General features: G+C 64.7%; 15 protein-coding genes. 4 read left to right on the top strand and 11 right to left on the bottom strand.

From position 1 onward, the window contains the following. The first annotated feature begins 227 nt into the window (after window positions 1-227). Window positions 228-992, top strand: coding sequence for a PKD domain-containing protein (locus CXX84_RS05815; RefSeq protein ID WP_189337511.1), 765 nt, complete (start codon window positions 228-230; stop codon window positions 990-992). A gap of 39 nt (window positions 993-1,031) precedes the next feature. Here the strand turns inward: CXX84_RS05815 and CXX84_RS05810 are convergent, their stop codons facing one another. After that, entirely contained in the window at window positions 1,032-1,553 is a 522-nt protein-coding gene (locus tag CXX84_RS05810) for a DUF2087 domain-containing protein (RefSeq protein ID WP_102975737.1), read from the bottom strand. 198 nt (window positions 1,554-1,751) lie between these two features. Here CXX84_RS05810 and CXX84_RS05805 point away from each other — a divergent pair, with 198 nt between their 5' ends. Further along, window positions 1,752-2,024 carry a hypothetical protein gene (locus CXX84_RS05805; RefSeq protein WP_102975736.1) on the top strand — a complete coding sequence of 91 codons (273 nt, stop codon included), beginning with the start codon at window positions 1,752-1,754 and terminating at the stop codon, window positions 2,022-2,024. Window positions 2,025-2,041: 17 nt separating this feature from the next. Here the strand turns inward: CXX84_RS05805 and CXX84_RS05800 are convergent, their stop codons facing one another. From CXX84_RS05800 to CXX84_RS05780, 5 genes are all read right to left on the bottom strand, one after another. After that, entirely contained in the window at window positions 2,042-2,929 is an 888-nt protein-coding gene (locus CXX84_RS05800; protein ID WP_102975889.1) for an HNH endonuclease, read from the bottom strand. Window positions 2,930-2,983: 54 nt separating this feature from the next. Further along, complete coding sequence (locus CXX84_RS05795; RefSeq protein WP_102975735.1) at window positions 2,984-3,175, bottom strand: hypothetical protein; 192 nt, start codon at window positions 3,173-3,175, stop codon at window positions 2,984-2,986. Next, entirely contained in the window at window positions 3,172-3,702 is a 531-nt protein-coding gene (locus CXX84_RS05790) for a hypothetical protein (RefSeq protein WP_102975734.1), read from the bottom strand. The genes CXX84_RS05795 and CXX84_RS05790 overlap by 4 nt, the downstream gene beginning before the upstream one ends. 60 nt (window positions 3,703-3,762) lie before the next feature. After that, window positions 3,763-4,818 (bottom strand): zinc-dependent alcohol dehydrogenase family protein, encoded by a 1,056-nt coding sequence (locus CXX84_RS05785; RefSeq protein ID WP_102975733.1) that lies wholly within the window; start codon window positions 4,816-4,818, stop codon window positions 3,763-3,765. 145 nt (window positions 4,819-4,963) lie between these two features. Continuing rightward, entirely contained in the window at window positions 4,964-5,836 is an 873-nt protein-coding gene (locus CXX84_RS05780; RefSeq protein ID WP_102975732.1) for a universal stress protein, read from the bottom strand. Between the two features lie 254 nt (window positions 5,837-6,090). Here CXX84_RS05780 and CXX84_RS05775 point away from each other — a divergent pair, with 254 nt between their 5' ends. Then, on the top strand, window positions 6,091-7,539 hold the full coding sequence (locus CXX84_RS05775; protein WP_189337510.1) for a DUF5129 domain-containing protein: 1,449 nt from the start codon (window positions 6,091-6,093) through the stop codon (window positions 7,537-7,539). Between the two features lie 56 nt (window positions 7,540-7,595). On the opposite strand, the gene CXX84_RS05770 is transcribed toward CXX84_RS05775, so the two are convergent. The 4 genes from CXX84_RS05770 to CXX84_RS05755 are packed head-to-tail and all read right to left on the bottom strand — an operon-like array spanning window position 7,596 to window position 11,177. Next, complete coding sequence (locus tag CXX84_RS05770; RefSeq protein ID WP_102975730.1) at window positions 7,596-8,762, bottom strand: ABC transporter permease; 1,167 nt, start codon at window positions 8,760-8,762, stop codon at window positions 7,596-7,598. After that, window positions 8,759-9,931 (bottom strand): ABC transporter permease, encoded by a 1,173-nt coding sequence (locus tag CXX84_RS05765; RefSeq protein ID WP_223252985.1) that lies wholly within the window; start codon window positions 9,929-9,931, stop codon window positions 8,759-8,761. Before CXX84_RS05765 ends, CXX84_RS05770 begins: the two co-directional genes overlap by 4 nt. A 1-nt stretch (window position 9,932) precedes the next feature. Further along, window positions 9,933-10,895, bottom strand: coding sequence for an ABC transporter ATP-binding protein (locus CXX84_RS05760; protein WP_102975729.1), 963 nt, complete (start codon window positions 10,893-10,895; stop codon window positions 9,933-9,935). A gap of 15 nt (window positions 10,896-10,910) precedes the next feature. Continuing rightward, a complete protein-coding gene (locus tag CXX84_RS05755; RefSeq protein ID WP_102975728.1) occupies window positions 10,911-11,177 on the bottom strand; it encodes a YegP family protein in 267 nt (88 codons plus the stop codon). Between the two features lie 302 nt (window positions 11,178-11,479). On the opposite strand from CXX84_RS05755, the gene CXX84_RS05750 reads away from it, so the two are divergent. Then, on the top strand, window positions 11,480-12,382 hold the full coding sequence (locus tag CXX84_RS05750) for a hypothetical protein (RefSeq protein WP_146031835.1): 903 nt from the start codon (window positions 11,480-11,482) through the stop codon (window positions 12,380-12,382). 237 nt (window positions 12,383-12,619) lie between these two features. Here CXX84_RS05750 and CXX84_RS05745 read toward each other — a convergent pair whose 3' ends face one another. Further along, complete coding sequence (locus CXX84_RS05745; RefSeq protein ID WP_102975726.1) at window positions 12,620-13,090, bottom strand: GyrI-like domain-containing protein; 471 nt, start codon at window positions 13,088-13,090, stop codon at window positions 12,620-12,622. Between the last annotated feature and the right edge of the window lie 58 nt (window positions 13,091-13,148).

Here is a 13,148-nt window from a genome sequence, read left to right as displayed (position 1 = left end):
GACGACGTCGATCGCCACGAGGTGCGCGCCCCCACCTTCGGCGGGAACCGCCCGGGCTGTGCTCCCCTTTGCGGGGAACACACCTTTCTGTTCAGCCTGGTCAGTGAGACTTCCCGCGGCAGCCACTTATCCAATATCTTTCCGCAATCTTGTGTCTGTCCCTCTACCGGGAGCCGCATCTCCCTGCGCATTCTTGTCGGTGACGGCAACGATCGATGGGGGAGATCATGAAAAGAAGCGCCTGGGGACTCGCGTCTGCCGGCCTGGTTCTCGTGCTGGCTTCCGGGTGCGCCGATGCCAGCGCACCAGACCTCATCACGACTTCAACTGCCGCCGGGATTCCCTCCCCGAAGGCGGCTGCCAGTGAGCCCGGCCCCACCCCCTACAGCCAGGGCACCGGTTCGCCTGTGCAGGTCAACGTCATTCCCCTGGGCAAGAACAACGGTGTGGAGGCGAGGCTGCCGATCAACGGCTACTTCGCAGCCCCGGGTATGGAGATCACCTTCGATGCTTCATCGTCCGCCGGCGCGGTAAACAAGTACGAGTGGGACCTCGACGGCGACGGCACATACGATGCGACCACCTCGGGGCCGGTCCTTAAGCACACCTATGAAAATGAGTTCGAGGGCGAGATGTTCCTTCGGGTGACGAACATGGTTGGAAGCACCCACGTCCTGAAGACCCCCGTTCATGTCAGCACCGTCCCTTCGCATCAGTTGCTGGCGCCGCCGCGGAATGTTCAGGTTGAGGTACTGTCCACGATCGACGCAGTCAGTGAGATAAAGGTGACGTGGGAGTCGGACGACCCCGCTGCCGACTCCTGGGCTCTGGCCATCAACGGGTTCCCGGCCGGGCGCGTCGAAAAGTCAGCCCGATCCGCCACGGTCACGGAGATCCAGCGCGACGAGGATGTCCTGGTGGAGGTTCTTGGGCTCACATCGGACATGGCCCTCGGGCTGCGGGCGGGGACAACGCTGCCGGCCGCAGGATAGCTCCCATCCTGCAAAAGGACGTTGGCCCTGGCGGTGCGGCTACGTCTCCCGGCGGGAGTATGAGGAGCCCGAGGCGGTACGCACCATCAGTCCGAAGTCCACCAGGTACCGGCGGAGCAGCACCACGTCATCGGTGTAGCTGAGAAGCCGTGCGTTCACCTGCTTCTCCGTCAGCTGCTCGCCGGGCTCAATCGCCTCACTGACGATATGTTCCAGCAGTTCCCGGCGGTCGCCCATGTTGGCTGGGTACCTTTCGATCCTGCCCAGCCGCATGAACCGGGCCACGCCGTTCTGCGCCTGCCGCCGGGGCATCCGGGCGAGAAGGTCGCGGAAAATCGACTCAGGCGCCACGAGTTCACCCGCAGCATGCTGTTCGATCAGCCCCGACTCGAGCAGGGCGGCGATCGCTTTGTTGCGCCGCTGGTCCTTCACGCCAGGAAGTACATCCGACAGCCCGGCACCGAGCACTACCTGCGCGTAGGCGGTACGGGCATCCCCGTTGCCAAGCGCCGCCACCACCCGCCGCCAGTGCGGTCCGCTATAGCTCGTCCCTCCGGTCACGGCATGTCCTCACTCTGCGCCTGGCAGACCCTGGCAGGTCATCGTTCTGAAAATCGTAATCCTGATGCCCGCCAGGCCGGAACCCGGGGATCACCCGCTCCAACCCTCGCACAGGGTCTGGTTCTCGATGGGCACCAGGTCTACATTGGGTCTTGGCTTATGCAGAAGGCCCACCCACCACTCATCCAGGAGGGGACCATGAGCCCCAACCCAAAACAGCCCATAACCGATGACAGCATCCAGGTCCGCCAACTCAACCACTACCAGTTCAGCTGGGTGGCCGGTGAAGCCGGAAAGCCTGGCACCTGGACCCTCCAGCTGGTCCTTGACCAAGGCGCCTGGGAAGAAGTGCTGACACTCGACGCCGAGGATGCGGAGGTTCTGCAAAACCTCCTGAAACGTTCGGCGACCGTCTATTACGACGTGCGGCGCCGGACCCTGATGTTCGGGACCACGCCGGCAGGGCAGTAGTCAGCGCTGCCCGTCTTTCACGTGCTGCCGGACCTTCGGTCGTGGCCACTTTCGAGGATCCGCCGGGCATCCGCCTGGGCTTCGAGGGCGAGGCTGCTGACCACCTCGCCCCCGAAGTGGCCGGAGACGGCAATGATGCTCCGGAGTTCCGAGACAGTGCGCGGTTGACTGACGCCATGGTGCGCCATGGCGTGGCAATTGGGGCACAACGGGACAAGGTCGGCGACAGGGTCCAGTAGATAGCCGTTCCCCAGCATTTCCGGCGGAACGATGTGGTGTACGTCGATGACCTCCGTGCCGGCGTGCCCGTAGGAGGCCTCGAAGGAGAATCCGCAGACGGCACAGGACGTCCCATGAAACGCCAGGCAGACGCGGCGTGCGTCGTCGTTCCGCTCGTAACGATTGACACTGATGGTGCTGACAGCGTCCGGCGGGTACGTCCCCGGGACCACTTCAGCGCAACCGGCCGGAACCGGCCCGACGTCCCGCCAGAGCCGACGAAGGCCTGGCTCCGCCTCGGGTGGAACAAGAATGGTTGTGCCGCCGATCGCGTCGCCCCAGCGTATTCCGGGGACTGCTGACCGGAGAGTATCAGCCCGTACCTGCTCACCGAGGGGGAGCAGGGCGTCGAACGCCACGCTGACGTGCCAGCCTGGCGCGCCGTCGTCCCCGTCAACCGCCTGGTATGGCTCGGACATCACCATTCCATGCCCGATCAGCCCGGTGCCGGAGTCACTGCCCGCTGTGGCAAAAAGCCAGGCTTCAGTTCCTCCCCGGACGTTTGGTGCCTGGTCAACGCTCCATGGGCGCAGGAACCTGCCGGACTCCACTGCCTGCCCGACGGCGGCACGGTAGTCCCAGCGGTCTGCTTCCCTGGGGTTCCAGACAAGAATTACTGCAGCCACCACTCACCTGATCCAGCGCACGGGCACGTCGGCATGTCACGGCCTGGCAAGCGCCTAGATGGGTTCCTTGGCCAGCGCCTTGGTCCTGGCAGGAGTTTCGCGGCCCAGGCGCTCGTCCAGTGTGACGCGCAGCCGTGCGGCAGCCACCTGCACACGATGCTCGGCAGGGGTGGCTTTCTTCGCCGGCTTGGCGGTGGTGTTCCGCGGAGTATGGACAAACCGGTGTTCAGACGACGCTGCACTCATGCTCCAGCCTCCTTGGTCTTGTCTTCATCCGTCGTTCCATTCTCGCCTATGTTGCCATCAACGTCCACGAAGGGCACTTCCTGCGCGGCATCGGCGTCCTGACCGTTGTCGTCCCCGTTCTCATCACCCCACACGCTCTTCCAGGCTATGTCGAACAACTCAAGTTCCTCGGTGCGCGCAAGCTCGCTGCGGGCCAGGACTTCCAGGGTGGCCAGCCCCAGGGCCTTTGTTCCTTCGTCCTGGTCCAACGCGCGGTCCAGGGCCCACTGGGTCCTGCGCCACCACTCGGCCCGGCTGTCCGCTTCGGTCTTTTGCAGCAGTGCCTGTGTGTCCGCGGCTCTTTTCTGCTCGAGTGCGGTGGCATCGGCGCTGGTTCGCTGTTTGAGGGTGCGCCAGTTGATGTAAAAGGCCAGCAGGGCAGCGATAAGGACCGCCAGGGGGCCCAGGCCGGCGAGGATGACCCACCAGTCGGCCGGTCCCGAATGGACGACGACGTCGAGGGTACTTGGGGACGGGGCAGGGGTCACTGGACCAGCATAGGTGCAAGGTATTGCTGCCGGCCGGGTGGACACCCCTGCCCTGGCCCATCAGCCGCTGATAACTACTTTCAGGGCGTTGGTCTCTGCCGCCCGGGCGAAAGTGTCGTACGCGTCCATGAACTGGTCAAAGCGGAAATGGTGCGTGGCGAACTTCTCTGCCGGCAACTTTTTCTGCGCAACAAGCTTCAGCAGCATGGGCGTTGTATTGGCATTCACCAGGCCCATGCTGATGTTGATGTTCTGGATCCAGAGGTTCTCCAGGTGCAGTTCCACTGCTTTGCCGTGCACCCCCACGTTGGCTACGGTGCCGCCCGGACGGACAATCTCGGTGCACATGCTGAACGTGGCCGGAATGCCTACGGCCTCGATGGCAACATCGACGCCCTGCCCGTCCGTACGGGACAGCACCTGGTCCTTCCAGTCCGCGTCTCCGGAAAGAACGACGTCGGTGGCGCCGAACCCGCGGGATTGCTCCAGCCGGTTCCGGTCAAGATCAATGGCGATGATGGTCGCTGCTCCGTACAGCCCGGCGGTGGCGATTGCAGCCAGCCCTACCGGGCCTGCCCCGACCACCGCCACCGTGTCTCCGGGCTTGACCCGGCCATACTGGACCCCTATTTCAAAGCCCGTGGGAAGGATGTCCGAGAGCATGACGGCCTGTTCGTCGCTGACCCCTTCGGGCAGGAGGTGGAGGGAATTTTCCGCGTAGGGAACCCTGACGTACTCGGCCTGGGTGCCGTCAATCAGGTGGCCGAAGACCCAGCCGATCCCGGAGGCGCCTTCATCGCCGAGGCAGTGGGAATAGAGCCCCGTTTTGCAGTTGGCGCAGTGGCCGCAGGACTTGATGCAGGAAATGATGACCCGGTCGCCGGGCTTCAGGGTGGTGACGGAGGACCCGACTTCGGTAATGGTTCCCACGCCCTCGTGGCCCAGGATCCTTCCCTCCTGTACAGCCGGCACGTCGCCCTTGAGGATATGAAGGTCCGTTCCACAGATGGTGGTGGTGTCCACTTTGACGATGGCGTCACTGGGATTGACGATCGACGGGTCCGGCACGTCAGTCCAGGACTTCTTTCCGGGTCCGCCGTAGACAATGGCTTTCATTACTGCTCCTTGCTGGTCGGTAATCCGGGCGCTCCCGAGTGCTGCATCAACCTCAAGGATGTGCCCATGGGTTCCAGGGTGGAAGGGTCATAGGTCCCTGGGTATCACCGCCATCAAGGCCAAGGGCGTTGGCGGGGGAGCCCTGTTACTGCACCTCCACACTGCGCGCTGCGGTGCCGCGGCGCGAGATGAGGACCGGTCCACGGGCATGGTGCAGGACCGCGTGGGCGGTGGAACCTATGGTCTCCCTGAGGAACCCATGGCCCTTGGTTCCCACAACCAGCATCCGTGCACCTTCCGAGGCCTTGATGATGGCGTGGGGGACCGAGGTGTCCGTCAGGATCCTGCCTTCCGCCTGAACAGAGGGTGCCAGGGTGCGCGCCCTGCCCAGGGCGGAACCCAGGATGTCCCCGGCGGGTTCCTCAGCGTCCGGCTGGCCACGCAGCCCGTACCCGGGTGGGGTGTGCCGGACATGGACGATGGTGAGGGCCGCCTGCCAGACGGCTGCGAGCGCACACGCGTCCGCCAGTGCAGCGGGAGAACCGGATCCGTCCACCGCGACGACGACGGGCCCGCCAGGCTGAAGGTCCGGCCGGATGACAGCTACCGGGCAGGTCGCGGTAGCTGCCAGCTCGAGGCTCACGGAGCCCACCAGCAGTCCCAGGAAGCCACCCAAGCCGCGGCTGCCGACCACAAGCATCTCCTCACCGGCCGAGATCTCGGCGAGGTACGATGCGGGAAGTCCCTGGAGCAGCGTTCCTTCAACGTCCAGCCCCGGTGCCGCCCCTCTGGCACGGCTGACGCCATCCTCAAGAATGGCCTGCGCCGCCCGCTCGAGTCCGCTGTCCGCAACACCAGGAACCGGACCCAGGTTTTTGGTCAGCAGCGGCCAGATGGACACGTGCACTACACGGAGGGGACAGCCACGCAGAAGCGCCTGCTGCGCCGCCCACTGGACGGCGGCTGCAGCTTCAGCCGAGCCGTCGTAACCGGCAACGATGGATCCTGGTTCCGCCATTGTTCCCTCGTTCCCGGTCGGGGACTTTCGGCCCTGTGATGGCTTGTTCCGGGACCCCATGCTGTTTAGGTGGGTCCCTGTGTACCCGCTCATTCAAGCAGACCACCCCGCAGCTGCTGTAGCAATAAGCTGACGAAACGAGGAAGCCCCATGCCCCAATTGGCCCGGCACCGCGGCGGTTGCCATGGACAACGGGTGGAATGCGGCCTGGACCGCGGCGGGCGAGCAGTCAGGGGGAATCATTGGGCAGCATAATGAGCAGGCTTGTTGGCCTGCTGCTGGTTGTGGCGGCACTGTTGACGGCCGGCGCTGCGGTTGCCTACGCCGTCCCTCCGGTGTCTGTGCAGGTGGAGGACAGGGCAGGAGTGCTGGACCGCACCACGTTGGTTCCGGCACTCGAGGGACTGGACTTCTACGAACCGACCCGGGTTGTGGTCTACACCTATAACGGCAGGACAGAGGACAACCTTAATGAAGAGGTCCTGAGGTTCGCCCGGACCGGGCACCCCGAGTGGATCAGCGCGGACGGGCAGAAATGGGCGGACGGCCTCTTCATCTTCGCCCTTGACCCTGTGGGCCGCCATGTTGGTACCTACATGGGCGAAGACCGGAAAGTGTCGCTCGAGCAGCGCAGCGACATCCAGGATGCAGCAAAGGACCTCCTGCGTGACGCGCAGTGGACGGACGGCACAATCGAGGGCGTCCGGCGCGCGGCTGAACTCATCAACCAGCCCTGGTACCGGTCCGCCGCCTTCCTGGTCACTGCCTGGGTGACAGCCGGAACGGCTGCTGTGGGGGCGGGCGCCTGGATCATCGTACGGGGCGTTACCAGGACCTCCAGCCGGAAAGAGATCAACCGCGGCGACCAGAGCTATGCCAACGTCAGCATGGATCTCGAGGTAACAGAGCTGAATGCCGGCACCATTCCGGAATCGTCCCGGTACGGCGGCCATGTCCTGGAAAAACACCGCACCTTCCTGAACCGGTACAACACCGCCAGCGAACTCTCACAGAAGGTGCACGCGCTGTCCGGGCGCGAGCTGAGCCGCCGCAGGAACCTCAAACTCGCCCGGGAGTATGCGGACGCCGCCTCGGAGCTCGACGCCCTGGACGACGTCATTGCCGACACCAATGCACTGTTGAACCGGGCCAACACCTGGCCCACTGCCTGGGACCGGCAGCTTGCGCCCTTCCGCAAGGACCTGTCGGGGCTGGAGCAACTCCTCACCAAGCGCAACGGGCAGGGGGATTCGGCAACGGCGGCGGCGCTGCGGTCCTACCGCGACCAGAGCCTGCGGGAGATTGAGCGGTGGACGGCGGAGCTGGCCGAAGGAAAGATCACTCCCGAGAAGGCGCTGGACCGCCTCTACGAGGCGAGGTCCCGCCTGGCCGTGCTCCTGGAAAACCACGCTGATACCGTCATTGAGGGATTCGCGAAGAACGATCGGGAAGCGCAACTGATGCGCAAGGAAATGGAGGCGGCCCAGGACGGACTCAACCACAAGGGCCGCCGTACCTACGAGCCAAGCATCCTGGGCACCGTCTACCCGTCCTACCATTTCTTCTCCGTGGCCACCTTCAACTCAGGGCTCAACACCGGAGTCAGCAGCGTCAGCTCCGCCCGCGGCGGAAGCGGCAGCACCACAGGTTATGGCAGCAGCGGCGGAAGTTTTTCCGGCTCGGGAAGTTCGTCGAGTTTCTGACTGCGGGTACAGCTTCCGGCAGCGGTACGACGGCGGCCCTGCCTGGAGCGCGCGGGCTACAGCGCCCGGCTGAGGCTCCGCTGCAGCAGGAATGACCCAAGAGCCAGCAGGCCCAGTGCCATGGCAGCAAGAACCCCTAGTTGCGGGAGGATATCCGCCAGCGTGCCGTCATGCCGCTGGATATCCGCAAAAGCGTCGTAGGCCCAGCGGTGCGGCGTGAGCCGGGATACTGCCTGGAGCGTTTCGGAAAAGAACTCCGGCGGTACCATCGAGCCTCCCAGCCCGGCCAGCACCAGACCCAAACCGACCCCCACGCCCGAGGCGGCGGCGTCGTTATCCATCAGCGAGCCAATCACCATCGCCGCTGCGGCCGAGACCGCGCAGAAGAGCACCAAAACCAGCCCTGCCAGGAGGGGATTTCCCCAGTCCACACCAAACAGCAATGCTGTTCCCAGCATGATGTAGCCGCCCTGGACGGCAGCGATTCCGAACCGCCCCAACGCCTGGCCCGCCAGGGCCTGCCAGCTTGCAACCGGAGCCGCCATGACGCGCGCGATGACACCCAGGCGCCGGGCCTTGATCAAAGTGGCGGCACCCGTGAGGGAGCTGAGGAAGACGAACAGCAGGAGCTGTTGCGCTGCACCGAGGTCGAACCGGCCCAGCCCTTGGAAGACCTGCGTGACGTCGTCGGTGTCCACGAGTTCCACCCGTGGCTGTTCTACCGAGGTCCTTGCCTGCACGAGAGCTGCAGCCGCTTCCGCTGCAGGTACTCCTGCGGATTCAAGGAGGGACTGTTGCCGGCGCTCTGTGCTGACGGCCTGGATGGAGGCGCGGACCTCCTGCAGCACTGCCTGCGCGGCGGACTGCGAGGCCGTCACCACTTCGAGGCCGGCGGGCCGGCCCGCTGCGTAAGCCGCTGCGTCTTCGTCGCTGGTGAAGATTCCAACGTCGGTCCTTCCCCGGCTCAACTGGTCGCGCACTGTCTCCGGCCCGGCAGTTGACACCTGGACGCCGTCCTCTTCCAGCTGTCCGGCAAGGGCCTTCGCCAGCTCTGTGCCAGGAGCGCCGGACAGTGCCACGCGTGCCTGGCCGCTGTTGGCTCCGAACTGCGAACCGAGCAGCAGGATCAGCAGGAGGGGAAAGATGAAGACGAAGAAGATGTTGGACCTGTCCCGCAGGAAGAGCCGGACCTCCACGACGGCGATACCGATGATGCTTTTCATGCCCTGGCACCCCTGTCCGGAAGCAGGCGGGATGCCAGGGTGGCCAGGGCGGCAAATCCCAGCATGACGGCAAGGGGGACGGCGATGTCCGCCACGTCGCCTCCTCCCGAGGCGATGCCCAAGCCGCGGATGAAGGCCGCAATGGGGTTCAGGTCCATCAGGGCTGCGAGGAATCCCGAGGCTTCGATGGGGAAGAACGCGCCGCCGGCGATCCCCAGCACCATGGCGATGATGGACTGCGCGATGTTCGCCTGCTCCGCGCTGCGGACAAGGCGGGCAACGATGAACGTCAGGCTGGTTGCGGCCGCGGCCACCGCCAGGACCAGGAGTGCCACCACAGCCGGTGAGCCAAACGAGACGCCGAAGAGGACGCTGCCCGCGGCCAGCAGGATGGTTGTTGCCACCACGCCCAGAACGAACCCGACCAAGGCCTTGGCCGCAATGATTGTCCCGGGCGCAACGGGTGTGGATTGCAGCCTGAACAGTGTGCCTTCCTCCCGTTCGGCGAGCAGGCCGAGGACCCCGAAGCCAACGGTGAAGAGGAGGAAGAGTCCGGTTTGGCCTGCCACCAGGGTTCCCTTGAGCGAGAGCTGCTCAGCCGAGGCCTGGCCCTCGGACAGCGTCAGGGCAGGGGTGCCGGCGGCGGCCTGCTGGGCCAGTCCGCCGAGGACCTGGTGGGGGAGTCCGGCAATGTCCCCTGCTTCGGCGGTTACAGTCCCTGCGGAAAACTGCTCCAGGAGCCCGTCCACAACGGAAATCAGGACGTTTGTTTCAACGCCTGCGGCATCCCCTTCAACGAGCTGGACGGAAAGTGCCTGCCCGGAGGTGACCCGAGTGGTGAAGTCCGCCGGCAGGATGATTCCCAGGTCGGCCCCGGTGTCCTTGGTTTCCCGGCTGACATGGCCCGCAGGGACCTTCCGGACGGTGACGTCCATGACGGGGAGTTCGTCCACCGCTTCCAGGAGCGCCGCGCCAAGCTGCCCGCTGTCTTCAGAGCTTGCAATGACGACGGCGGGCTTCAGGTCAACGTTTCCTGTATCGAAGCCGCCGAAGGAAAGGTTGAGGACTCCCATGAGTGCCAGGGGGACAAGGAGGGAGAAGATGAACACGGACTTGTCCCGGATGCGCTGCCTAAGGTCGTTGGCCACCATGGTCCACAGTCCGCGCACGTCAGTCCCGCAGGGCCTTGCCGGTCAGGTGCAGGAACACGGACTCCAGGTCGGGTCGGACAATCTCCACGGAGGTCAATGCCATCCCCGCCCGGCCGGCCTCGGCCACGATGGGCGCCAGCAGGCCCGGACCGTTGTGCACCGTCAGCGCCAAACCTGACGCGCCGCCGTCGACATGCTGGACGCCGGGCAGCTGCCGCAGCGCGGTGGCAGCGGCACTGGTGTTTCCACTGCCGTGCAGGTCGATGCGGTCCACGCCGCCGGTCAGCTCCACCAGCTGGTTCCGGGTGCCCTCAGCCTGGATCTTTCCCTCATCGATGATGGCGATCCGGTCACAGAGGCGCTCAGCCTCCTCCATGTAGTGGGTGGTGTACAGGACGGCCATCCCCTCCGTGGCAAGCCCTTCCACCGATTCCAGAATGGAGTTGCGGGACTGGGGGTCAACGCCCACTGTCGGTTCATCAAGGATCAGCAGGGTTGGCCGGTGGAGCAGCCCGATGCCGATGTTCAGCCGGCGTTTCATCCCGCCCGAAAACTTCTTGGTCTGCTCGCCGGCCCGGTCCGCCAGGCCGATGAGTTCCAGGACCTCGGCAGTCCGCCCTTTGAGTTCCTGGCCGCTGAGGCCCTGGAGCCGGCCGAAGAACAGGAGGTTTTCCTTGGCCGTCAGGTCCGGGTAGATGGCGAGTTCCTGCGGAACCAGGCCGATGTGGCCCTTGACCCGAGTGCTCGCCGGAGTCATGGCGGAACCAACCAGTTCGATTGATCCGGAGTCTGCCGGGATCAGCCCTGCCACCATGGAGATGATGGTGGTCTTGCCCGCCCCGTTGGGACCCAGGAGTCCATATGTTTCGCCGGCCTCGATGTGAAAGGACACGCCGTCGACGACGGTATGGTCACCGTAGCGTTTGACCAGGCCTTTGACGCCCAGGACCTGGGCCTTTTGGGTCTGGACCTCTGCCGTCACGGGGCAGCCGGTGTTCTAGGCGGCACCGAGGGAACCTGTTGTGCCGGAAAAGAGCGCCCGGGCCTGAAGGCGGCGCCTGGCCGGCCGTGCCTCGACCGGGTTCGCAGCGAGATCACGGATCAAACCCGTGCCGGCGCATTCGCGGACGTCCTTGATGGCAGCGGCAGCCTGGTGTTTGTCCTGGTACTGTCCGGACACCACAAGCACACGCCCGTCCGGCGTCACAAGCCTGAACCTGATCCGCGAATCCTCATCGACAAACAGTTCGAACGTTCCTGCCATACGTGGTGCTCTCCCTCAAGCGTCTTGCCTCCAACAAAGTGTGGAGCGCATCTGCCCACCGGCATCCGGTGCAGCAGCCCAACACAATGCCCAGCCATTGTGCATCTTTCGGGCCGTCATCCACTCTGCCAGCGGGCGCAGCTGCGCATTAGGGGCCAAAGTCCCGTATCAGCCATTCGTTGGGTTAAACCCGGTGCGCCGGTGGGGTTGCGGGGCAGTCGCTGTTTTTCGTGGTTTCAGAGCCGTTGGGCTCTATCCGGCCGCGGCGTCCGTGCCTAACGTCGCTGCAGGAGGTGTTGACCATGAAGAATGCACCCGGGTTGGTTTCGGGGAGCCGACGGCGGCAGCGGACGATTGAACGGGCGTTGGCAGTTGTCCTGGTTGCCCTGGGGTGCGGCATGGCTGCTGCATCGCTTATGGGGCCCCTGGTGTTCGGCTTCATGGGATACCGCACGTCGGAGACCACCGTCAACCAGTTGGTGGGAAGTGACGCGGCAGCCCTGTTCGTGGTTTTCCCGGCCACAATCCTGGCTGCTGTCTTGGTGTTCCGCAGCCAGCCCGCAGGACCGCTCCTGGGCAGCGGCATTGGCGTCTACGCCATCTACACCTATGCGCAGGTAATCATCGGGCAGGAGTACCTCCGGCTTCCGGGAAACGTGGAGTATTGGTTCCCGCTGTTGCTGGCCGTCTTCGTTTTCGCCGAGGCCGGGGTTGTTCTCTCCCTGGCTGCCATCCCCACGGACCTGCCCGCCCCGTCACCGTCAGCCCGGAAAACCGCCGGCATCTCCCTGCTGGCGGTGGCAGTGTTCCTTGTGGTGGGCCAGCACCTGCGGTCCTTATTGGCGGCCTGGACGGACCCTGCAGCGCTCACCGAGTATTCATCCAGCCCAACACCCTTCTGGATGGTGAAGCTGATGGATCTTGGCATCATCGTCCCGGCGGCCATTGCTTCAGGGATTGGATTGCTCCTGGGAGCAAGGTGGGCGCTGAAGATCATGTATCCGCTGCTGACCGGTTACGCGTTCCTGGCGGCGTCGGTGGCTTCGATGGCCGTGGTGATGTACGTCAAGGGGGATCCGGATGCGTCGCTCACGCTGATGGCGGCGTTCCTGGCATTCGCCCTGCTGTTTGCGGGGCTGGCGCTGATGATCTACCGCCCGTTTTTCCCGGGGAAAGCCGGATCAGCGCGATACCAACTGCGATGAACCAGACCCACAGCAGCACTCCGTAACCCCAGTAAAACTCAGGTACCGCGTGGCGGAGGATGTCACTGGCCACCCCCCAGGGCTCCAGTGGCCACGCCCAGCCACGCGGTCCACCGGGGGAAGAGCCCTCGTGGCCCCCTGGCCATGGCTGTGGCCATCAAGAGGATTCCGAAGGCAGAAAGGGTTCCCACGATTGCCGGTGTGTTGTTTTCGGCAATAATTGCCTCTATTTCCACGTCACGCGAGGGGCCAGATGACCCGGGTTTGCCACTTTGCGGGGTCGGGTTCCTGTTCCGGGTCGCTGAGGTAGTACTCCCACATGATGTCCGCGGGGGTGAGGCCTTCCGCTTCCATCTGTTCAAGGATCGCCTGGTAGGTCTTTTCCAGGCTGTCATAGGGTCCGATGTGGAGGGCTTCGAGCGCGTCAGTTTCAGGCAGGGTCCCGCTGGCCACGCCGTCCGTGTCCGTGAAATTACCGTCGATGGGGAATCCCGCCTCCACGTCAACGGTGTCACTGGGCATTCCGCGGTAGAGCGCGAAAGGCGGACCTGCCGGTGTGCAGTCTTGCGCCTGCGCCGCTGCCATGACGGTTCCGAAGGCGCGGCCGAAGAAATCGGTGAGCGCGTCCATGGGCACCCGTTCACGGACGACGGCGACGGGCTGCCCGGCGAGATGGACTTTCCTGGGGTGCTGTGCAGTGTCACTCATAAGTCCAGCCTCCGCCCCCGGCTGCGGGACCTGACAGTGCCATAGGACTCTAAAGGTG

Source organism: Arthrobacter sp. AFG7.2 (assembly GCF_002892835.1).
Lineage (GTDB): Bacteria > Actinomycetota > Actinomycetes > Actinomycetales > Micrococcaceae > Arthrobacter.
The sequence above is the reverse complement of the archived record's forward strand: the minus strand, read 5'-3'. Positions and strand labels throughout refer to the sequence as shown.